General features: G+C 44.9%; 16 protein-coding genes. 14 read left to right on the plus strand and 2 right to left on the minus strand.

What is annotated here, in order from left to right:
• Nucleotides 1-86 precede the first annotated feature (86 nt).
• Nucleotides 87-929 carry a universal stress protein gene (locus P0M28_RS21555; RefSeq protein WP_302205033.1) on the plus strand — a complete coding sequence of 281 codons (843 nt, stop codon included), beginning with the start codon at nucleotides 87-89 and terminating at the stop codon, nucleotides 927-929.
• 6 nt (nucleotides 930-935) lie between these two features.
• Here the strand turns inward: P0M28_RS21555 and pyrE are convergent, their stop codons facing one another.
• A complete protein-coding gene (gene pyrE, locus P0M28_RS21560; RefSeq protein ID WP_302205035.1) occupies nucleotides 936-1,607 on the minus strand; it encodes an orotate phosphoribosyltransferase in 672 nt (223 codons plus the stop codon).
• Between the two features lie 176 nt (nucleotides 1,608-1,783).
• Between pyrE and P0M28_RS21565 the strand changes: the two genes are divergently transcribed.
• Both P0M28_RS21565 and P0M28_RS21570 read left to right on the plus strand, forming a co-directional pair.
• On the plus strand, nucleotides 1,784-5,140 hold the full coding sequence (locus P0M28_RS21565; protein ID WP_302205036.1) for an ATP-binding protein: 3,357 nt from the start codon (nucleotides 1,784-1,786) through the stop codon (nucleotides 5,138-5,140).
• 10 nt (nucleotides 5,141-5,150) lie between these two features.
• Complete coding sequence (locus tag P0M28_RS21570; RefSeq protein WP_302205037.1) at nucleotides 5,151-5,918, plus strand: NIPSNAP family protein; 768 nt, start codon at nucleotides 5,151-5,153, stop codon at nucleotides 5,916-5,918.
• On the opposite strand, the gene mutS is transcribed toward P0M28_RS21570, so the two are convergent.
• Entirely contained in the window at nucleotides 5,903-8,530 is a 2,628-nt protein-coding gene (mutS, locus tag P0M28_RS21575; RefSeq protein ID WP_302205038.1) for a DNA mismatch repair protein MutS, read from the minus strand. The genes P0M28_RS21570 and mutS overlap by 16 nt on opposite strands.
• Before the next feature lie 273 nt (nucleotides 8,531-8,803).
• On the opposite strand from mutS, the gene P0M28_RS21580 reads away from it, so the two are divergent.
• The 11 genes from P0M28_RS21580 (at nucleotide 8,804) to P0M28_RS21630 (ending at nucleotide 22,846) form a co-directional block, all read left to right on the plus strand.
• Nucleotides 8,804-9,334, plus strand: a complete 531-nt coding sequence (locus tag P0M28_RS21580; protein WP_302205039.1) for an RNA methyltransferase — start codon at nucleotides 8,804-8,806, stop codon at nucleotides 9,332-9,334.
• 254 nt (nucleotides 9,335-9,588) lie between these two features.
• Nucleotides 9,589-10,146, plus strand: coding sequence for an NUDIX domain-containing protein (locus P0M28_RS21585; RefSeq protein WP_302205040.1), 558 nt, complete (start codon nucleotides 9,589-9,591; stop codon nucleotides 10,144-10,146).
• A 93-nt stretch (nucleotides 10,147-10,239) separates the two neighbouring features.
• Nucleotides 10,240-11,592 (plus strand): MATE family efflux transporter, encoded by a 1,353-nt coding sequence (locus tag P0M28_RS21590; protein WP_302205041.1) that lies wholly within the window; start codon nucleotides 10,240-10,242, stop codon nucleotides 11,590-11,592.
• A 123-nt stretch (nucleotides 11,593-11,715) separates the two neighbouring features.
• Nucleotides 11,716-12,489: a peroxide stress protein YaaA gene (yaaA, locus tag P0M28_RS21595; protein WP_302205042.1), complete on the plus strand. Its 774-nt coding sequence runs from the start codon at nucleotides 11,716-11,718 to the stop codon at nucleotides 12,487-12,489.
• Between the two features lie 83 nt (nucleotides 12,490-12,572).
• A complete protein-coding gene (locus tag P0M28_RS21600; RefSeq protein WP_302205043.1) occupies nucleotides 12,573-13,517 on the plus strand; it encodes a pyridoxal-phosphate dependent enzyme in 945 nt (314 codons plus the stop codon).
• Between the two features lie 154 nt (nucleotides 13,518-13,671).
• Nucleotides 13,672-14,427: a 1-(5-phosphoribosyl)-5-[(5-phosphoribosylamino)methylideneamino]imidazole-4-carboxamide isomerase gene (locus tag P0M28_RS21605; protein ID WP_302205044.1), complete on the plus strand. Its 756-nt coding sequence runs from the start codon at nucleotides 13,672-13,674 to the stop codon at nucleotides 14,425-14,427.
• Nucleotides 14,428-14,883: 456 nt separating this feature from the next.
• A complete protein-coding gene (locus tag P0M28_RS21610) occupies nucleotides 14,884-16,983 on the plus strand; it encodes a T9SS type A sorting domain-containing protein (RefSeq protein WP_302205045.1) in 2,100 nt (699 codons plus the stop codon).
• A gap of 84 nt (nucleotides 16,984-17,067) precedes the next feature.
• Nucleotides 17,068-17,508 carry a hypothetical protein gene (locus P0M28_RS21615; protein ID WP_302205046.1) on the plus strand — a complete coding sequence of 147 codons (441 nt, stop codon included), beginning with the start codon at nucleotides 17,068-17,070 and terminating at the stop codon, nucleotides 17,506-17,508.
• A gap of 177 nt (nucleotides 17,509-17,685) precedes the next feature.
• A complete protein-coding gene (locus P0M28_RS21620; protein WP_302205047.1) occupies nucleotides 17,686-20,901 on the plus strand; it encodes a fasciclin domain-containing protein in 3,216 nt (1,071 codons plus the stop codon).
• A 143-nt stretch (nucleotides 20,902-21,044) separates the two neighbouring features.
• Nucleotides 21,045-22,088, plus strand: a complete 1,044-nt coding sequence (locus P0M28_RS21625) for a sensor histidine kinase (protein ID WP_302205048.1) — start codon at nucleotides 21,045-21,047, stop codon at nucleotides 22,086-22,088.
• Nucleotides 22,089-22,090: 2 nt separating this feature from the next.
• A complete protein-coding gene (locus P0M28_RS21630; protein WP_302205049.1) occupies nucleotides 22,091-22,846 on the plus strand; it encodes a LytR/AlgR family response regulator transcription factor in 756 nt (251 codons plus the stop codon).
• Nucleotides 22,847-22,887: the final 41 nt, after the last annotated feature.

A 22,887-nucleotide genomic window follows, 5' to 3' on the forward strand; every position in this document is an offset into this window, starting at 1 on the left:
AATATCTCGGCAAAAATATCCCTATTCTCCGTATACTTCTAGTGAGATATTATAAAGATATTTTTCATCCTTCAAAACAATTTGTTATGAAAACCATTCTAGTTCCTACTGATTTTTCGGAGCAAGCAACTTACGCACTAGACTTAGCAGCGGGGCTCGCTCACAAAAGCGGAGCCAAAGTGCAGCTACTCAACGTGGTAGAAGCCCCCCACGGCTCATCATTTAGCGCAATGGGCGAAGTGACCGCTCCTGACGCGAAGGATAATTTATACTTTATCCAGTTGATAGAATCAGCCAAAAGAAAGTTTAGCGAGATGGCTGCGGAGGGTAAGTATGCCGATATTGAACTGGAAGGTGTGGTAGAAGTAGGGCACCCATTTGAGCATATTTCTCGTACCATTGCCGAACGTGAAGTAGACCTAGTAGTGATGGGAACGAAAGGCTCTTCCGGTTTAGAAGAAATTTTTGTGGGTTCTAATACTGAAAAAGTAGTACGGCGAGCTGGTTGTCCGGTGCTTACCGTAAAAACCCCGGTGGTGTTTAGCGATGTTAAAAATATTGCGTTTGCTACTAATTTCCGGAGTGATCATTCTAAGTTGATTCAACAGTTAAGTGAATTACAGAAATTATTCGATGCTACCATTCATATGGTGAGTGTGAATACTCCTAGCAACTTTGAGAGTGATCGTTACTATAAAAAGGCAATGAAGGAGTTTGCCGAGCAGCACCAACTGAAAAACTACACCATGAACGTGTATAATGATGATCCGGAAGAAGACGGTATTATCTATTTTGCCGAAGATATTGATGCCGATATGATTGCCTTAGGTACCCACGGGCGCACGGGAATTGGGCGGTTATTGAGCGGAAGTATTGCCGAAGATGTGGTGAACCATGCTAAACGTCCGGTGTGGACTTTCCAACTGTAAGCCGTATTATCCCTGCCAGTCGGCGGGGGATTTACGCCAGCTCTGCAAAGAAGTTAAGCTAGTGGCTGAAATCAAATTTTGTTCTACCGCTTCTTTAATTAGAACATCGTAATTGCAGAGCGATACGAACGGAATTTCTGCATTGGCGAATAATTCTTGGGCCTGATCGAAGCCATAGGTGAAGATTGAGATTAGGCCCATAATTTCAAATCCTGAGAGGTCAAGAGCCGCCGCTGCTTTGGCCGAACTTCCGCCAGTAGATACTAGGTCTTCAATAAGCACTACTTTTTGACCCTGAGTAATTTCTCCCTCTACCATATTAGTCATACCGTGGGCTTTGGGCTTAGGTCGTACGTAAAGAAAGGGTAAATCGAGGGCATCAGCTACCAGAGCTCCCTGGGCAATTCCCGCCGTAGCCACTCCCGCAATAGCCTCAGTACCCTGAAACTTCTTCCTAATTACTTCCACTAGCTCGTGCTTAATATACGTCCGAGTATTGGGATACGATAGGGCAATGCGCCCATCGCAGTAAATTGGAGACTTCCAGCCTGAACTCCAGGTGTACGGCTGCTCAACACTGAGCTTTACCACTCCAATATTCAAATACATCCGAGCAATACGCTCGGCCACTGATAAATCTCTTTGACCAGACCAACTCATAGTTGCAAACTTAGCCATTTGCCAACAAAGTATACAGAATTTTAGGATTTAACTTCTCTTCAATAGTGACGGGCCTTGCTCTCTAACCACTCAGAAATAGCTTGACAGCATATAGCATGAGAAAAATTAAAATAATAATATAAATCTTACATTAGTGATATTTTTTATATATTTGTATTTGGTTTATTTTTTTTATGATAAAAGAAAGGACTAGTCGCTTACTAAATGAAGAAAAAGAGATTGCGCTACTGCTCAGTAGGCGGGGGGAACTCCTTTTTCTAAACACAGCGGCATCTGAGTACTTCGAAAAAATAGGGGTAAGGAACACTGCTACTATTTATTCATTCCTTTCTCCTGATACCGAAGCAGTTCTTCGGCAATTTCTTAGTCAGGGTAGCTCGTCCGGTGCTGCTACTATAAATTTTAAGGGAGTATTGGAGGGTGAATACACGCAGAGTCCGATTCACTTTTGGTTGAGCCGTACCGCTACTTCTCAGGAGGATATTTTTATTGTGATACTAGAGATACTCACAAATGTTGAACCTGCATCTAAGTTATTAAAACGCTACAAAGCAATTCTTGATGATTCGCCGGTCATTGTGTCAGTATACAATGCTAATTTCAACTGTATTTATGTAAACCGCAGTGCGTACTATCAGCTAGGGCATTCGCTGGGCGACTATTATGCTAACGATGGCTTTCTGCAGTTTGTAGAGCCGTCTGATCGTCCGGCATTTATCTTGGCAATTGAGAAAGATACTCAAAACAGAGTACAATTTTCTAAGTATTATTATCTTGCCCGTAAAAAGAGCGGGGAGCTGGTAAAAATTACTAATTTCATTACCAGAGTTTTTCAAGAAGATGGCCAACTGAATCAAATAGTCGCTAACGAACAGATTTCCTTTGTGGGAACAAATATACTAACCCCTACCGACACCCAAGAAGAACTTATTTTAGCTGATGCTCACTATCATATACACTATATCAGCCAAAATACCAAAGAGCTATTAGGTGGAGGTGGTGGCAACCCGTCATCGCTATTTTCCGTGATTCATCCCGATGATCATGCTAAACTTCTAGCGACCCAAAGCCAGCAGAACGATGCTATTGCGGTGACTAACACCCAACTACGTATTATTCAGCCATCTAACTCAATTCAGTTAATTGATGCTACCATTCACCGTTTTTTTAATGTGCACGGTCAAATGGTATATATCGCTATTCGGTGGCTAAAGCCAGATAGCTCAGAGGAACACAATACCTCGCTCCCAGCAGCAGACGAAAAGAATCAGTCTCAGGAACTTGAGGCTTCGGCAGAAAATCTATCAGAAGGCACTAGCTTTTTCTTACAGCAAGACCTAACAATTAGCTACAGTAGCCCTATGGTAGAAGAAGTATTAGGGTATACATCTAGCGAATTGCAAGGCCAGGATATTACAACACTAATCCACGAAAGTGCTCAAGAGCTAGTGAAAGAGCAGTTAGCAACTGCATTTTCTCAGCCTGAGGCTAACTTAACATGTCTGATAAAGAAAAAGGATAGTACGTATCAACCCTTTGACTTAGCTTTTAAAACAATTGATGAAGGCAGTGGGCCTCCCATTTTGTTTATTAGATTGCGCGCAATGAGTTTTGCTAATCCAAAGTTATCTCAATTAGTTCTTGATCATCTACCTGATGCAGTATTCCTGCTCAGATACTCTGATCTGTCTATTATCGAGGCTAACTCTTCGGCTGTGGCTTTGCTTCAGGAAAACCACGCTCAACTGGTAGGTACCGAGTTTCTCTCACTCTGGGATGCTCCAGTAGCCGAGCAGCTTCGCATATTTCTCAGTCAGGAAACAGAAATTACTACCCAAGATATTCAGTACACTACTCACCAAGGGCATTCTTTCTGGGGAAATACTACAATTAGACCCATGATAAGTGGGTCAGTTCCCCAGAAAAACATAATTGTACTACGTATTGTAGACGTCACTGATCGTAAGGCACAAGAAATAGAACTACAGAAACATTCTGTCCAAGAATCAATTAGTGTACGTGAGAAATTCCTTTCTGAGATTAGCCACGAGATACGTACTCCGCTAAATGCCGTGCTCGGTATGACTCACCTGATGCTACAAAGCAACCCGCGGGAAGATCAGAAAAAGATGCTTCAAACCTTGAAGTTTTCAGGAGACAACCTCACCGCACTAATTAATGATCTTCTCGATTTATCAAAAATTAAGGCAGGCCAGCTAAAGTTAGATAATAAGGAATTCAATCTGATTGACTTTATTCAGGGGGTGAAGTCTACGTACCGCAGCTTGGTAAGCGATCGGGGAATATTATTCCGCCTACTCACCGAAGACGAAGTGCCTACGTTGGTTATGGGCGACGTAAACCGTCTGGGGCAAGTGCTGAATAATCTGCTCAGTAATGCGGTTAAATTTACCGAAGAAGGGCAAATAGTGCTAAGCGTCTACGTAGAAAAAGAAGAAAAGGAACGGTACACTTTATTATTTGAAGTAGCCGATACCGGTATTGGAATACCCGAAGATAAGCTAACCATTATATTTGAACCCTACCAGCAGGCGGGACCCAGCAAATACGGTGGCACCGGATTGGGACTTTCTATCGTAAAAAGTATTGTGGAGCTGCAAGGTGGAAAAATTTCGGTGCAGAGCACTGAACGGAAGGGAACTACTTTTCGGGTAGCTTTGCCTTTTGGTAAATCCGCTCAGTTTGAAACTACGCAGCAGCACACTACTCAGTCATTTATGACGGAGTTTCAGTCATTAGAAGGGCTAAAGGTATTGTACGTAGAAGACGTTATTCCGAACCAACTGCTAATGGAAGGGCTATCTGATAAGTGGGATGTACAACTGGATACTGCTCTGAATGGCTTGGAAGCGTTGCAAAAAGTAAAAAACAACCAGTACGACCTTATCCTGATGGATATTCAGATGCCGGAAATGGACGGCTACGAAGCCACTCGAGAAATCAGGAATCTGCAAGACCCTCACTACGAAAATATTCCGATTATTGCCCTCACTGCTTCGGTTTCGGATAAGACCCGGGAGCGCATTCAAGAAATGGGCATGAATGATTATATTCCTAAGCCGATCAACCCTAAAAGCCTGCATCAGAAACTGGCCGCGTTGGCTAAAAACCGTCCGGCAGATTTAGCCACTACCACTTCGGTTAAAGATGTAGCTATTCCTGGTCTTAATCCAGATTTTAGTCAGCTGCGGGAGCTATATTTGGGTGATTCTAAAGGGTACATAGAGATATTAGAGCAGATTCAACGATTAACGTTAGAGTGTTTTCCGGTGATTATTAGTGCCGTAGAGCGAAAAGACGAAGAAGTGCTGCGGTTCAACTGCCATAAAATAATGTCATATATTCGCCTACTTCATCTAAACCCGCTGGAACGGCTGCTTGACCAAGCCAAAGAATACGTAGACGACCAAGCGGAACTATTATCGGCTGATAATATAGTGCAGCAACTTACTCGCTACTTTGATAAGCTAGAGCAGCATATTTCTGATGAGATTACCGAATACTCCTAACCTCAACCCAATGAATCGAAGAAATTTTCTACAGCAGTCTACCATGGCTGCCGCCAGTTTAAACGTGATGGCTCAGCCCGTCGCAGCTGACCAGCAGTACTACGAATGGCGTACCTACGAGCTAAAGTCGGGCACCAAAATGAAAGTGTTTGACGAGTATCTACAGCTCGCCTTTATTCCGGCTATGAATGCTCTGGGTATAGAAAACATAGGGGTTTTCATGGAAATGGGAATGCCCGAACCTCCCCGTCTGCACCTGCTGCTTACTTTTAGTAGTTTGGAGGAGTTCGCACAGCGCACCCCCAAAATGCTGGGGCAAGCTACCTATCAGCAGAACAGCCAATCGTTTGCCGAAAGTGCTTCGCCCGCTAACCCTAATTTTACGCGCTACGAAAATTCACTAATGCGAGCGTTTGAGGCTATTCCACAAATGGAAGTACCAGAAGCAGACGAGCGGATTTTTGAACTACGTACTTACGAAGGCTACAATGATGATGCTGTGCGCCGGAAAATTGCTATGTTCAATGATGATGAGCTACCACTATTCTACGAAACTGGATTGCATCCGGTGTTTTTTGGCGAAACGTTGATCGGAGAGAAGTTACCTCAACTTACTTACATGCTCACTTTCAAAGATATGGAAGAGCGGGATGCCAACTGGAAGAAATTTATAAATCACCCGGAGTGGAAGCGAATGTCTTCCCTTCCGAAGTACGCCAACTCAGTGTCTAGGGTCAACCGAATTTTCCTGAAGCCAACGGCCTATTCGCAGGTCTGAGCCTGAAGGAGCATCTGAATTTCGTTAAGCTTGAGTAGGGCCTCAATGGGGGAAAGCGCATTAATGTCGGTATGCTGAAGGATCTCTTGTACCTGCGCCCAGCGTGGGTCTAGCTCAAACAGTTGAAGCTGGGTTTTGCTCTTAGGAATATCGGCTAGTGTATCCGACTGGGAGTTACTGATCTTATCGCGCTCTAGGTGATGCATAATTTCGTTGGCTCGCTTTACTACTTCCGTAGGCATTCCGGCCATTTGCGCCACATGAATACCAAAGCTATGCTGACTACCTCCTTCCTGCAACTGACGAATAAACAAAATGCTATCACCTACTTCCTTTACGGCTACATTGTAGTTTTTCACCCTTGGCAGATCGCTTGCTAACTGGTTTAGTTCGTGATAATGCGTGGCAAACAAGGTTTTAGCACGGCATTTAGCATGGTTGTGCAGATACTCCACCAGCGACCAAGCAATAGAGATTCCATCGTAGGTGCTGGTGCCCCGACCGATCTCATCCATCAGTACCAGACTGCGGTGGCTTAGGTTATTCATAATGCTGGCCGTTTCGTTCATCTCCACCATAAAAGTAGACTCGCCCTTAGCCAGATTATCTGAAGCCCCTACCCGGGTAAACACTTTGTCGATCAGGCCAATTTCGGCAGCTTCGGCGGGTACGAATGAACCCATTTGAGCCATGAGTACAATCAGCGCGGTTTGGCGGAGTAGGGCTGATTTTCCGGCCATGTTTGGTCCGGTAATAATCATAATTTGCTGCTCCTCGCTATCCAATCGGATATCATTAGGAACATAGGGCTCGCCAGGGGGTAATTGCCGCTCAATAACCGGGTGACGACCTTGTTTGATTTCAATACGATCAGAATCTACCAACTGGGGCTTAGTGTAGCGATGCGTTCGGGCAACTTCGGCAAAAGACGAAAGGCAATCGAGGCGAGCCAACGTACGAGCATTGTGCTGCACTTCTTTCACGTAACGACCCACAAATAGTACCAGTTGTTGAAATAGTCGCTGTTCTATTTGCACCAGTTGCTCTTCGGCCGTTAGAATCTTCTCTTCGTAGGTTTTAAGCTCTTCGGTAATGTAACGTTCGGCATTCACTAGCGTCTGCTTGCGAATCCAGGCCGAGGGCACTTTTTCTTTATGAGCGTTAGATACTTCCAAATAGTAGCCAAATACTTTGTTATACGCTAGTTTGAGCGACGAAATACCGGTATTTTTTACTTCTCGTTCCCGAATTTGCGCTAAATGATCTTTACCCGAATACGCAATGCTGCGTAGTTCATCTAACTGAGCATCAATGCCATCGTTAATCAAATTTCCTTGGTTAGCCACAATTGGTGGTTCTTCTTTTAGTTGCTGCTCAACATTGGCGACTAGCTCCTGGCAATTTGGCAATTGTTGGGCTATTTTTTCCAAGGCCGGATGCTCCGAAACCGCCAGCAATTCGCTAACCGGCATTACGTGCTGTAACGAATGCTTAAGTTGAACCATCTCCCGAGGGTTAATTCGCCCAGCGACAACTTTAGAAATTAATCTTTCTAAGTCACTCACCGCTTTTAGATGCACTACAATCGCTTGGTGCAGTTCGGGCTGATTGAGCAGGGCTTCTACCGTGTTTAATCGCTCTTCAATTGTTTTAGGCGATTTGAGGGGTAGCACCATCCACTTTCGTAGCAAACGTCCGCCCATGGCGGTATGGGTACAATCCAGCACATCAATCAGTGGAACTCCGCCCTCGTGCTGAGCGTGGACTAGCTCCAGATTACGAATTGTAAACTTATCTAGCCACACGTAGCGGTTCGCTTCCAGCCGGGCGATGGAGGTAATATGCTGCACTTTGTGATGCTCGGTGACTTCCAGGTAGTGCAGAATGGCCCCGGCAGCAATAATTCCTTCCGTGAGGGCATCTACTCCAAATCCTTTCAGACTAGGAGTTTTAAAGTGATTGGTGAGCTTTTCGTAAGCATGGTCGTGGTGATACAGCCACTCATCGAGGCGGTAAGTTGGTAGTTCATCGCCAAATACGGTCTGAAACTGAGCGCGACAGTTCTTACAGTAGAGAATTTCGGATGGCCCGAAGCTCTGAATCAGTTTTTCCACGTACTCTTGCGAGCCGCAGGCAGTCAGAAACTCACCCGTAGAAACATCCAGCAGGGCTAAACCTAGCTGTTGTTTTCCAAAATGTACCGACGCCAAATAATTATTGTGCTTTTGATTAAGCACTTGGTCATTAAACGAGAGGCCGGGAGTTACCAACTCCGTAACCCCCCGCTTCACTACCCCTCGGGCAAACCGTGGGTCTTCTAGTTGGTCGCAGATAGCTACTCGGTAGCCCGCTCGAACTAGTTTGGTGAGATAGTTGTCTAATGCGTGGTGCGGAAACCCAGCTAGTTCTACGTTGGAGGCGGAGCCATTAGCTCGTTTCGTCAGCACAATATCCAGCACCCGGCTGGCGGTAATGGCATCTTCGCCGAAGGTTTCGTAAAAATCGCCTACTCGGAATAGCAAAATAGCTCCCGGGTACTGCGTTTTTACTCGGCTGTACTGGCGCATTAAAGGAGTATCTTTGTTGGTAGATTTTTTCTTAGTAGCAGGCATAGTTGAGTAGCATTGATCCTTGACGAATTCTACAAATGTAATTGTTCAGCTAAGGTTAGGCAAAAGAATCTTACAGCAAAACAATTCTCTGGGCAGTTATCTTAATAAGTTACGAAATTTCGTTCACCTTTACAGAAGAATAAAGGTTTTGGGTGTTAGAAATTAGGTGTTGGATTTTGTTGTGAAGTCACGTAGCATTCTGGCTACTTGCTAATACCCAATCCCTAAAACCTAAATGCTGAACTTATTAACTTCCGCTAACGAAACACATCTATGAGAAAACTAAAGAACGAAGAACTTGGCCGACTCAGTGTGGATGAATATAAGGCTGAGGAAAAACGGCCTATTGTTATTGTGCTAGATAATGTTCGGAGTATGCATAATGTAGGGTCGGCGTTTCGCACAGCTGATGCCTTTCGGATTGAACGGGTTTATTTGTGCGGTATTACTGCCAAACCACCCCACCGCGATATTAATAAAACGGCCTTAGGAGCTACTGAATCAGTAGCCTGGACGCATCGGGAGAAAACGAAAGAGGTAGTAGATGAATTACGGGAAGCTGATTACAAAGTTATTTGTGTAGAGCAAGCCGATGAAAGTGTTCCCCTCCAGGATTTTATGCCCTACCGTGATTGTAAGTACTGTCTGATTTTTGGAAATGAAGTATTTGGCGTAGAAGAGGAGATCGTGGCTCAAGCCGATACCTGTCTGGAAATTCCGCAGTTCGGCACCAAGCACTCGCTGAATGTGTCGGTAAGTATCGGCATTGTAATGTGGGATTTCTTCAAAAAGCTAGAAGACTAGATATCGAGATATGAAATGTGAGAAATGAAATATGGAAGATTTGGCTGGGGGCAGAGTGCATGGAGTTGGGATGGGTAAGAAAATATAAATGTAAAGTCAAAAGCGTAATGCAAGAAATTCATGCTCCAAACCCTTCGCCCCCAGCCATTGAGCAATCGAACTACTAATGGTTGTCTATTTATTCCTGATTTAGTACACCAATTACATATTTTATTGAAATTTTCGTAAATTTTAAGGATATTTTAATAAATGGTATGGAGAAGTTAGCAGAAACTGGTAATCCGTGGCAGCGTTTGGAGCGAAAGCAGGTGTATGATAACCCCTGGATTGAAGTTTACGAAGATCAGGTTATCAATCCCAGTGGGGGGCACGGTATTTACGGAAAAGTAAGTTTTAAGAACTTAGCGATTGGTATTGTTCCGGTAGACGATGAATTACATACTTGGCTGGTGGGGCAATATCGGTACACATTGAATGAGTATTCTTGGGAAATTCCGATGGGGGGAGGTAGCAAAGAAGACGGTGCTCTTCTATCTGCCCAACGAGAACTAAAAGAAGAAACCGGGTTAACGGCTCACCGTTGGGATAACATTATGCGAATTCATACCTCCAACTCGGTTACCGACGAAGAAGGTTTTATTTTTCTGGCTCAGGATTTAGTATACGGCGAGCCGGAATTTGAAGATACCGAAGAGATAAAGATCAAACGCCTGCCGTTGGCCTCGGCGGTTTCTTTAGTAATGGAAAGCCAAATCACCGACGCCATCAGCATCTCTGGCTTATTGAAAGTGGCCCGAATGTTCAATATTTAGTGAATAGTCCACAGTCGACAGTCCACAGATTTTTTTATAAAACCGTGGACCATCGACTATGGACTGTTGACTATATACTGCTAACTTGCAGCTGTGTCTACGCAGCCCTATCGAACCCACGTTAAAAAAACTTTTCTGATTGCCTATCCGGTTATGCTCAGTCAGCTAGGGCACATACTGGTGGGAGTAGCCGACAGTATTATGGTAGGTGAGTTGGGCACTCAGCCATTAGCAGCAGTTTCACTGGCGAACAGCCTGTTTGGGTTGGTGCTTATGTTTGGCATTGGCTTATCCATCGCCATTACTCCGCTAGTAGCCGCGGCTGATGGTGAAGGCAACACCCAGCAGGTAGGTCGCGTATTTCGGCACGGGGCAATAATCAACACAATAGCGGGCTTCATTTTCTGTGGACTCACCGTGGCGAGCGGGACTTTTTTGCCCTTTATGAATCAGCCCGAACAGGTAGTAACTCTAGCGGTGCCCTACCTCAATATACTGGCGTATTCCCTGATTCCCTTTATGGTGTTCCAGACTTTTCGGCAGTTTGCAGAGGGGTTATCCTTCACGCGCACGGCCATGCTAATCACTGTAAGTGCAAATGTTATAAACATTACACTCAACTACTTACTAATCTACGGTTACTTCGGGTTTCCTGAACTCGGCCTAAATGGAGCCGGAGTAGCCACGCTGGTAGCGCGCACGCTAATGGCAATTGCAATGGGCTGGTACGTGCTGCGGGCACAGTGGTTTCCTACGGTAGGAAGGTGGTTAGCAGAACTTCGCTCTTCTCTCTTCGTGAAGATGCTAAAAATTGGCGTGCCCACCGGTTTGCAATATATCTTTGAAGTAGGAGCATTTGCCGCTGCCTCCATTATGATGGGTTGGTTAGGAGCTACTGCATTAGCGGCTCATCAGATTGCGCTCAACTTATCGGCAGTAAGCTACATGGTAGCTACCGGGTTGGCAGCAGCGGCTACCGTGCGGGTGGGTAACCAACTAGGGCAGAAAGACTTTCCCAACTTGCGTCGGGTAGGGTTTAGTGCTATTCTAATGAGTTTGGCACTGATGAGCCTGTCTGCTTTCGCTTTTATTACGCTAAACCATTGGTTGCCTTCGTTGTATATCGATGAACTTCCGGTGATTGAACTAGCGGGTTCGCTATTAATTATCTCGGCGTTTTTTCAACTATCAGACGGATCTCAGGCAGTAGCTTTGGGAGCATTACGTGGCATGGCCGATGTAAAAGTGCCTACGATTATTACCTTAATCGCCTACTGGGTAATTGGCCTACCCAGTGGCTACGGATTTGCTTTTGGGCTAGGATGGGGGCCGCAAGGCATCTGGATTGGGCTACTACTTAGCCTAATCATCGCGGCAGTGTTACTAACCCTCCGGTTTCATCTAATTACTCGGCGGAAGCAGGAACGATATACGCCGGTAGTGTAAAACTATCGTTTAAGTATTTCTTTGTTATTTTTGAAAGTCTTTTACAGATTTAGTGCTTTATGAGACAATAGTTCAGAAAAGTAACTATCAATTACCCCCTATCAATTTTCAATTAGCCAAGCTATGCTCACCATCTTATCTCCTTCCAAAACCCAAGATTTTTCCGATAGCTCGATTGATGTCAGTAAGTTGCCTAACAGCACTCCGGCTCTGCTAGATGAATCGGAAAAGCTTGTCCGAGAACTAAAGAAAAAGTCAGTAGAAGATATTGCCCAGCTAATGAGTGTTAGCGAAAAAATTGCCATCCTCAATCATGAGCGATTTCAACATTTCTCTTTACCATTTACTGAAGAGAATGCTCGACAGTCTTTATTAGCATTCAAGGGCGATGTGTACACCGATATTGCGGTAGATGAATACACTGAGCAGGAATTTACTTTTGCCCAGAATCATCTGAGAATTATTTCGGGCTTATACGGCTTGCTACGGCCATTAGATTTGATGCAGCCTTACCGATTGGAAATGAAGACTTCACTGGAAAATCCTCGAGGTGAAAACCTATATAAATTTTGGGGCGACCGCATCACCGAACAGCTTAACAGTGCTCTGAAAACCCAAAACACTCCAGTACTAGCGAACCTAGCTTCTAATGAATATTTCAAAGCGATCAATACTAAGCAGCTAGCCGGAGAAGTAGTTACCCCAGTATTTAAGGAACACAAAGACGGTAAGTACCGAGTGATAGCGATTTACGCCAAGCGGGCTCGGGGCAAAATGGCGAATTTCATCATCCGTCAAGCGATTGATCAACCAGAGCAGCTAAAAACATTTACCGAGGGTGGCTACGAATACAGCGATTCACTCTCTTCAGAACAAAAGTGGGTGTTTGTTCGCTAATTGATGATTAGTGAACAATGGCTAATCTGTACACTCGTTAATTACTACTCTTCATTAGTCATTCATTATCAATCATTAATTATATGCCTATTACTCTCTCTGATATTCGGCAAGCGGCTGAGCGAATTCAGCCGCTAATTCATCGTACTCCGGTACTGACCAGCGAAACGCTAAACCGCAAATCTGGAGCTAAATTGTTCTTTAAGTGCGAAAACTTTCAGCGAGCGGGAGCTTTCAAAATGCGGGGTGCCGCCAATGCTGTACTCTCTCTTTCTGATGCTGACCGGGCGAAAGGCGTAGCTACCCACTCGTCGGGCAATCACGGGCAGGCGTTGGCCAAAGCGGCTCAGTCGGTAGGTGTGCCCGCCTACATCGTAATGCCCCGCACTGCCCCCAAAGTGAAACAACAGGCCGTAGCCGAATACGGAGCCGAGATTATTTTCTGCGAACCTACGTTGCAAGCCCGGGAGGATACACTAGCAGAAGTGATTGATCGAACCCAAGCTACTTTTGTGCATCCGTACAATAACGAACGGGTAATAACCGGACAAGCTACCGCTGCTCTAGAGTTGATTGAAGATACGAACGAATTGGATGTAGTGATGGCTCCGGTTGGTGGTGGTGGACTGTTGAGTGGCACGGCACTGAGCACTCACTACTTACTACCTCGAGCGAGAGTAGTTGCTGGCGAACCCACCGGGGCCGATGATGCTTACCGATCGCTACAAGCGGGGCATATTATTCCCTCGGAACAGCCCAACACTATTGCCGATGGCTTACTCACTTCATTAGGCGATAAAACGTTTCCCATCATTCAAGAACACGTGAAAGAAATTATTACCGTAAACGATAAAGAAATTGTGGTGGCAATGCACCTGATTTGGGAGCGAATGAAGATTATTATTGAACCCTCTTGCGCGGTTCCGCTAGCAGCGTTATTTAAGCGGGCTGATGATTTTGCTGATAAGCAAGTTGGTATTATTCTGACGGGGGGTAACGTAGATTTATCTTCGCTACCGTTTTCTTAAAACTTCTCATTTTGCCACTTTTTGAAATTTTTTTGCATTTCCTTAGAGGATTGATTGTAAAAAATGCTTTTCTTTAGGAACGGTTGCTTAATCATCCGAATTTTTTTGTCAGTTGTACGGTTATACTTACCCGCTTTACGATAAGAAACGATATATGCAGTTTCGAAAAATTGAAATTATTCCTTCTATTTCTATTCTCAACAATAAAATCACTCGCTTAAAGCAAGGTGATTTCGATCAGGAACAAATCTACTCGGAAAGTCCGATCGATTTGGCGAAAAAATTTGAAGATCACGGTATCCGTAGTTTACAACTGGTTGATTTAGACGGAACCCGTGCAGGAAAGCCGGTAAATTATCATATTCTGGAAGCCATTGCCGGCCATACTAATCTGGAGATAGATTTTGCCGGAGGAATCAATACCGACGGAGCCGTAAACAAGGCTTTTGATTACGGAGCCAAGAAAATTACGGCAGCTACTGCCGCGGTAAATCGTCGTATTGAGTTTGCTTCTTGGATTATGTCCTACGGGCGAGAAAAAATTGCATTGGGGGCTGATGCCATTAGCGATACGCCGGAAGGTCGGCGAGTAGCTATTCAGGGTTGGCAAAAAGGAACTCAGATTGATCTGTTTGAGCACGTTGAGTACTTCTACAGCCGAAGTTTGAAATTTTTGAAGACCAGCGATATTTCTAAAGAAGGCCAAGCTGAAGGGCCGGCCTTCAACTTGTACCGCGATCTGATGGAAAAATTTCCCGGCATCAAACTTATTGCTAGTGGAGGAGTACACCGGATAGAAGACATTGAACGTTTGCAGGAAATTGGTTTACACGGAGTAGTGTTTGGCCGGGCCTACTACGAAGGCATGATCTCTCTGAAAGAAATTGAACGCTTTGTGGTAAGTCAGTAATCCTTACCGCCTATCATTTTTTCCTATTTATCAGGTTTGCCTAATACCAGCTCACTATTCGTGGTAGTGAATGTTTATTGCCAGTACGTAGATATTATGTTCGAGATCTCGACTCGTTAACTACGCCTAGCTTCGTTAACGTTTGGAATGACGTGAAGGAAAAACTCTCACTCAATCCGTCATTCCTAACGAATGTGAATTGGATCCACCGTAGACGCGGAGCTGGCCAGACCGCGTCTACGGTGGATCTGACACGCTATCGTCCATTGTGGATGCAATCGCGATGACGGTACTAAGTAAAATAACCTCTAACTAAATCTACAGTGTACTTAATTGAGGTCAAAGTGTATCGAAAGGGCAAGCTATCTACGGAAGAGTTAAATTTTTTTTGCCTTAGCTGTTTACCTGCCCGAGTGGCGAAGTATTAAGTGGCACACATCTAAACCAAATTATCGTATGCCTAAGATTTGTACTACGCTATTGTTCGCTTTGACGCTAACCCTATCCGGCACCCCGGCCATTAGCCAGCAGATGGTTAAAGATCTACTTACTGGCCCCGATAGTGGTAATCCCCACGATTTTGTAGAGTTTCAGGGCAGTCTGTATTTCTTTTCTGACTCTCCTCTCGGCTATGCAATGTGGCGGTACCACCCAAATGCGGGAACTGATATAGTTAGGCTGTTTGGTACTAATAAAACTGCCGGTAATCCGATAGTTTACCAAAACCGTATCTACTTTGAGGAAGGAACCCGTAATTTTACCAATCCACGCATTCATTGGGATAGACAAATCTCAAGTTATCACCCATCTACAGGAATAGTAAAGGTGGTAGATAGTAGATTTTCGACGTCTATTGTTCACAATGATACCCTATATTTTCAAGGAGCTGCCCCAAACCACCATGACAACCAATGGAGTCTTTATCGCTATCATCCGACTACCGGTATAGAACCTATTCTGATTCCGGGTCAATATGACCCGTCATATTGGTCTGACTTTTACGTTGAGGAATTTATCAGCTACAAGGGTGACTTGTATTTCACAGGTGGTCTCGGTGATACTTTTAATTATACTGAATTTTACCGCTACAACGCTAGTATCGGTAAAGTTGAACATATCATAAATTTCGATAACTTCTATGAAGGTCATGTAATTAGTAATGATTCGCTATACCTTCATTTAGGGGGTGGGCTAGGGTCGTCGATAGAAACTGAAAACCTTTGGCGTTACCATCCTACTGCCGGACTTAAGAAAGTAGTACACCAAAGTAGTAGATATATTGGTTATGGTTGCCAATGTGGTGATAATATAGCTGTTCTTGATGGTATTATATACTTCAACGCTTACGACTCACTACATGGCTACGAATTGTGGAGCTATGGGCCTGTTTCGGGTAAAAATCAACTTGTAGCAGATATCTATCCTGGAAAGGAAGGTAGCCGTCCCAGCGGTTTAATAACTTACAATGGTAGGATATACTTCAGGGCCTATAACTCTTTGTACGGCCATGAATTGTGGAGCTATGATCCTTCTACTGGAGCTCAGTTAGTAAAAGATATCAATCCGAATAAGGTGTTAAGTAGATATTATCCAGATGGTGGAAGTCGTCCTACAGGTTTTACCATCTACAAAGGTTCTCTCTTTTTTGCGGCTAATGATGGAAAACACGGAAGGGAGCTGTGGGCGTACAATAGTTATCCTATCACCTGCGCTTATTGCAACCCGGATGACTGGGAGTTTGAAGCAGAAAGTGACCAGGATGATAGCGGTTTCCGTCGGGCGCGTAGTAAGTACCTCTACGACGTTGACGGTGCTACACTGGCGGGGTTCACGATGTCAGCCAAGTCAGGTGAAGGGGAAACCCTTTGGGAAGAGGAGATGGAGATGTCCGGCGAACTGGAGCTTCCCTATCTGGACGATCCCGCTACGAAGCTTGCCTTTACCCGACATAGCGAAGAAGTATCCCAAACCCTGCTGGAACTGGACCCGCAGCTCGCCCAGGCGGGGGTATCTTACCTACAAGTAGCCAGTGACCCAGCGGAAAACCGCCTTTCGTTACAGATTAATACTTTGGAGGAACAAGGCTTGCTGGTACACTTTGCCCTACAGAGCGCAGAGGGCGAAGTGGTGTACCAAGAAGTGCTAGAAGCCCCTTGGGAAGGCGAGCTAGAAGAGCTACCCGAATTGGCTAATCATACCGTCGTATTGTCAGTGGCCGGAGAAAACTACCGTACCAGTAGCTATACAAAAGAGAGTGCCTCGCTATCGGCTGAGGTATTGCCAACGGATGGTAGCCTGTCATCTTCACTACAAGTCTACCCCAATCCGGTAGTCAATCATATACTGCACCTCAATGTAGTAGGGGAGGAAGCCAGTCCAATATCGGTGCAAGTACTCAACCTAATGGGCCAAACAGTACTGCAACGTGAGTTAGCTACCCGAATGGGACAACAACAGCTCACAGTTGATATGCAAGGCATACCCAAAGGGGCGTATATTCTAAAGGTGCAGCAGGGGCAACAACAAAGTACGACCCGACTACTGGTAGTCGAGTAGCCTTAGTCCCCTCTAATCCCTTTTGAAAAAAGGGGAATGTATTTCGTTCCCCCCATCTTTATAAACCCTCAATTCATAACACTTATGAAAAATCTTAGTTTACTTACCCTTCTTTTCTTTGCTACTCTTTTCATAACTGCCTGCGGTGGTGAAGAAGATAGCGAACCTAATACCCCTGGCGGGGACTATGTTCGCCTATACTATCCGGAGGCTACTGGTATGGATATTGATTTCACGCTCAGTGGAAATACTACTACTGCCCAACGGGAAAACAATACCTTTGATGGCGGTAGCCTACTGGGTACCCAGCGTGAAATTCGCTACGTATTTGCGGGAGATATTCCCGACGGAATGTACACCCTAACCGCCACCTTAGTAAGCGGAGATCCCTCGGGCTTTATCATTGAGGTCCGAACTAACGATGGCATTGGGGGCGGTAACGTCAGTGCTAACTTTGACCAGGACACTTCCGAGATAATCGTTCAAATGCAGGTAACGGGCGATGAGGTAGAGTTTATTCTGTAGGATACAGGCAGTCATTGGTATGAGTTAGGGAGTAATTTAAACTTATGCCCCTATTCGCGACAAATTGGCTACAATTCACTCCATTGAATAGCCTATTCAGGGTACTTCCTTACTCCAATTATTCATAGATAGGGTTGGTAAGTGTGAAAATAATCATCACATACCCAAACCTATTTTATGATGAAAGCACTTTGGAAACCTTTTTTAACTGCCCGCTACCCACTGGCGGTAGTACTCAGCCTGTTGGTGGTATTTACTGCCTGCGAGGATGAAGAAAACAACCCGGTTAACCCCGAACCAGAAGCCAACGCCCTGGAGCTGGCGAATGATAATGACGAGCTAAGTAATCTAGTAGACGCAATAAATCGTACCGACCTAGCCGATGCCCTGTCAGATGACAATAACCCGGTCACGATCTTTGCCCCTAATAACTCGGCTTTTGCTGATTATATAGCGAACAACGATAATTTTTCTAGCCTGGGCGAGATTCCTGAAGATGTTTTGACCGATGTGCTAAGCTACCACGTAGTAGCTAGTAAAACGCTGGCTGCTAATCTTTCCGAAGGCGATGTTGCTACTTTGCTATCAGGAGAAAGCATTGGCGTGACGCGAGACAATGGTGTAATTCTGAACGGAAATATCCGGGTAATCAGCGCTGATAATGAAGTATCTAATGGGGTAGTCCATATTATTGACGGAGTACTTGACCCTAATGCCCGCCAAGAAGCTGATCAATCTATCGTAGAGATTGTCACCGAAGGGGAAGATTTTAGCATTTTGGAAACCGCCCTCACTAAATTCCCCGATGTGGTAGAAACGCTGCAAGGCGACGGTCCATTTACCGTATTTGGCCCGAGTAACGGTGCCTTTGCTAAATTCTTAGAAGAAGATGATCGTTTTGCGGAACTAGACGACATTCCGGACGATGTGCTGAAAGCTGTGCTCCAGTACCACGTGTTGGCCGGAGAAAAACTAGCGGATGACTTAGGCGAAAGCGAAGAAACCGTGCAAGGTGAATCAATCACGATTGCCAAGAACGACGATGGAGTTACCTTAAATGGCGACATTATGGTTAGTTCGGCTGACGTAATGGCTACCAACGGCGTAATTCACGTAATTGATAATGTGCTTTTACCGCCCTCACTTGACCCTCAACCTACCATCGCTGAACTAGCGGTAGCAACCGATGATCTAAGCATCTTAGTAGCTGCCCTACAGCGCGCTCCCGATTTGCTAGAAGCAGCCGCAAATGCTGAATCTACGTTAACCGTATTTGCCCCCACCAACGCGGCCTTTGAGCAGCTACTAGCCGATAGCGAAGAGTTTACGACCTTGAATGATATTCCCGATGACGTACTGACGACTATTTTGCAGTACCATATTTTAGGCAGTATCAAGCAAGCAGCTGATCTAACTGAAAGTGAAGAGACCTTAAACGGTGAGTCTATTATGGTGACGACCACCGAAGGAGAAGAACCTCTTGATATTTCGGTAGTGCTCAATGGAGAAGTAAACGTGGCTACTGCCGATATTATGGCATCCAATGGCGTGGTGCATCTGATCGACCAAGTTCTGATGCCTCCGTCGTTGTTGCCCCAGCCTACCATTGCTGAAATTGCCACTAGTACCGATAACCTAAGTATTTTAGTAGCTGCCTTACAACGAGCACCCGACTTGTTAGCAGCGGCGGGTAATGCCGAAGCGATGCTCACCGTATTCGCCCCTAGCAATGAAGCTTTTGCTAAGCTATTGGAAGAAGACCCCCGTTTCAGTAGCCTGGATGATATTCCAGATGAGGTACTGACGCAAATTTTGCAGTACCACATTTTAGGTGCTACTAAGTTAGCTGAAGACTTAGTTGAAACTGAAGAAACATTGTCAGGAGAAAGCCTATCCATTGATAAGTCAGACGGAGTAGTCATCAATGGCAATGTAACCGTAACTACTGCCGACGTAATGGCAGCGAACGGCGTCGTTCACTTGATTGACCGCGTGCTTGTACCTGAATCATTAGCCCCTCCGGCAACCATCGCCCAAATTGCGAGCAATACTGAAGCGCTAAGCACACTGGTTGCGGCTTTACAACGTACTCCTGATTTGCTAGAAACAGCGGGTGACTTCAACGCCGACATTACCGTGTTTGCCCCCACCAATGATGCTTTTACTGATTTATTAGCTACACTTTCTGAAGCGTTAGGAGTTCAGCTTAGCGGGTTAGATGATGTGCCCGACTATGTGCTACGCCGAGTGTTAGAATATCACATTTTGAACAGTGGTAAGCTAGCTGCTGAGTTAGAGGGTAAAGAAGAAACGCTAGAAGGCAGTAACCTAGATATTAACAAGAATGGCGGAGTAGTAATTAACGAAACCACGAACGTAATTGCCGACCTGGCCAACATTGAAGCGGCCAACGGAGTGGTACACGTCATCGATGAAGTATTAGTTCCCAGATTTATTCTCCGGTCTATCGGAACGATGCTGCAACCGGCCGTATTTGATGCTGAAGGTCGGTTCACCACCTTCTTGGCTGCCGTAGAAGCAGCGGGTGTAACCGTAATTGCCGAACCAACCGCCAACTGGACGCTATTCCTACCGACCAATGAGGCTTTTGAGCAGCTGATAGCGGAAGATAATGGGTTTAACAGTGCTGAGGAATTATTAGCGGCGGAGAATCTGGAAGATATACTGCTGTATCATTTGAGCGGTATCCGAAGAGCATCCACTGACTTTGCTCAAGGAGCATCGGCTACCCACTCTCGGCTGAAAATAAACGACAAGTTTATTGAGATTAGCATCAGTAACAACGGAGCGAATGGAATCTTCATTAACGGTGAGATTCAAGTGATTGAAGCCGATATTGATACCGATAATGGAGTGGTACACATTGTTGATGGAGTATTGATCCCTTCTACTCAAACGGTAACGGAAATTGCCGTAGCAGCTACGCAAGGTGACGCACCTCAGTTCACCCAACTGGTGGCAGCTCTTGCAAAAGTAGAGGAAGCCAGCGTGGGTAATCCAGATTTATTACCACTAGTAAGTATTCTTGACGAGGAGCGGGGTGATGAGTTGTCTCCCTTCACGGTATTCGCCCCAACGGATGCAGCATTTGCAGAACTTTATCAGGCTTTAGATGTAAATGGCGTAGATGAGATAGATGCGGCAACTCTGCAAGCGGTACTGCTACTGCACGTTTCTAGCGGTGAAGACTTCTATTCCACGGACTTAACCAACGGCGCACTGGAGATGATAGGCGGGGAAATTACCATCAATGCCGACAATCTTACCATTGCCGATGGTAGCGAAGATAGTGCTGATGCCTCTATTGTGGGAGCAAATATTTTAGCTACCAATGGGGTAATTCATGTAATAGACCAAGTACTACTACCATAATAGGCGATTTGGTAGTATATTAGAAACCCTGAACCCGCAGTGGTCAGGGTTTCTTTTCTTTCATTCGTAGATTTTCTAGATGGTAGCTATTATTTGTTGACAATCATTCGTTGACTGCCTAGTGTTGACCGGAATTGTTTAGTATGAATGTTAATATATTTCATCATCGTTATCGCTACGTATTTATCCTGCTGCTAGCTGGATATTCTTATCTGAATATTCTTTTTACCAGTGGCGACCAACTGTTGGAAATGTCACTAGCAAAGTGGCAGTTTTTCACGCTGATACTTTTTGTAGTACTGCTAGTGTGGGAAATTGACCGTTGGCTGTGGAAGCAGGTAGACCGACGTTTTACTACCCCTTCCTCCCGTATTGTCCCGCTAGTTCCTTACTTCTTACTGAGTCTGGTTAACGTACTACTGTCTTCCTTAGTAGTAGTTTATGTAACTACGCTGTGGCAAGGTGAAGCATTCACGGAGAATATATCCTTACTGAAGCTAGCACTGGCGTTTGCCTTTCGTATTAATTTATTCCTGCATACGGTAAATGCTATTGTTTACTTTAACCGTAAACTAGTGGCTAGCCGATTGGAAGCCGAGCAACTAAAAACCCTAAGTGCCGAATCTCAGTTCGAGGCCCTTCGTAATCAGATTAATCCTCACTTTTTGTTCAACTCGTTTAACGTACTAACAGAGTTGGTGCATAAAGATGCAAATGTAGCCACGGAGTTTATTCAGCAGTTGTCGCGAGTGTACCGTTATTTGCTGTATAATCAGGAAAGTGAAACGGTGACTTTAAAAGCAGAAATAGAATTTGTAGAAGCGTTTATTTTCTTACTAAAAATCCGGTTTGCCGAAAGCATTATAATTCACACTAATTTATCGGAGCATCAGATGGAAAGCTACGCCATTCCCCCGGCGGCATTACAAATTCCGGTTGAAAATGCCATTAAGCACAACATTGTTTCCCGAAAACAACCACTCACTGTTGAGATTTTTTTAGAAAACAACCATCTGGTTATTCGTAATAACCTCCAGCGCCGTCAAACATATATTGAATCGGGTGGGTTAGGTCTACAGAACATACAACAGCGGTTTGCCTATCTTACCCAACAGGAGGTGCAAATTGAAGAAAACGAAACTCACTTTACAGTTAAGTTGCCGCTGGTAGAAAACGTAGCGGTATAACTATGGACGTACTTATTGTTGAAGACGAACCCCTCGCCAGTGAACGGCTCACCGAGCTGATTTCTCAATGTGATGCCTCAATACGAGTACGCGATACGCTCGATACTGTAGAGGACTGTGTTGAATTCTTTGCTAAAGAAAATCCAGTGGACTTGGTATTCCTCGATATTCAGTTATCCGATGGAATCAGCTTTGAAATTTTTAGTCGAATTGAAGTAGACACCCCGGTGGTGTTTACCACTGCTTACGATCAATACGCGCTACAAGCGTTCAAAGTGAATAGTATTGATTATCTACTCAAGCCAATCAACCCTACGGAGCTTGAGGCTGCTTTGCAGCGATTTTTACGCCAGCAAATACGTCCGGCAGTAGATTATCGGTTACTACAACAGATGCACGCGCGGCTCAATTCTCCTTACCAATCGCGTTTTTTGGTAAAATCGGGGAATCATTATCATTCTATTAGCCAAAGCGACATTGCGTACTTTCAGGCGGACGGAAAAGTGGTTTACTTAGTTACTAAAGAAGCCCGGCGCTACGTGATTGACTACACAATGGAGCGGCTAGAACATGATTTGCTACCACCCGAAAGCTTTTTTCGAGTAAACCGAACCTTCATTATAAGTATTGATACTATTCAAGGCATACAGAATTATGCCAACGGTCGCTTGAAGTTGACTTTACAGCCTGTTGCCGAACAAGATGTTATTGTCAGTCGAGAAAAAGTCACTTTCTTTAAAGCTTGGCTAAATTCCTAAGCTATGCTTATTTTTGGGTATTGGGAGTTAGGGGTTGGGCC

It is taken from the genome of Tunicatimonas pelagia (genome assembly GCF_030506325.1).
GTDB lineage: Bacteria > Bacteroidota > Bacteroidia > Cytophagales > Cyclobacteriaceae > Tunicatimonas > Tunicatimonas pelagia.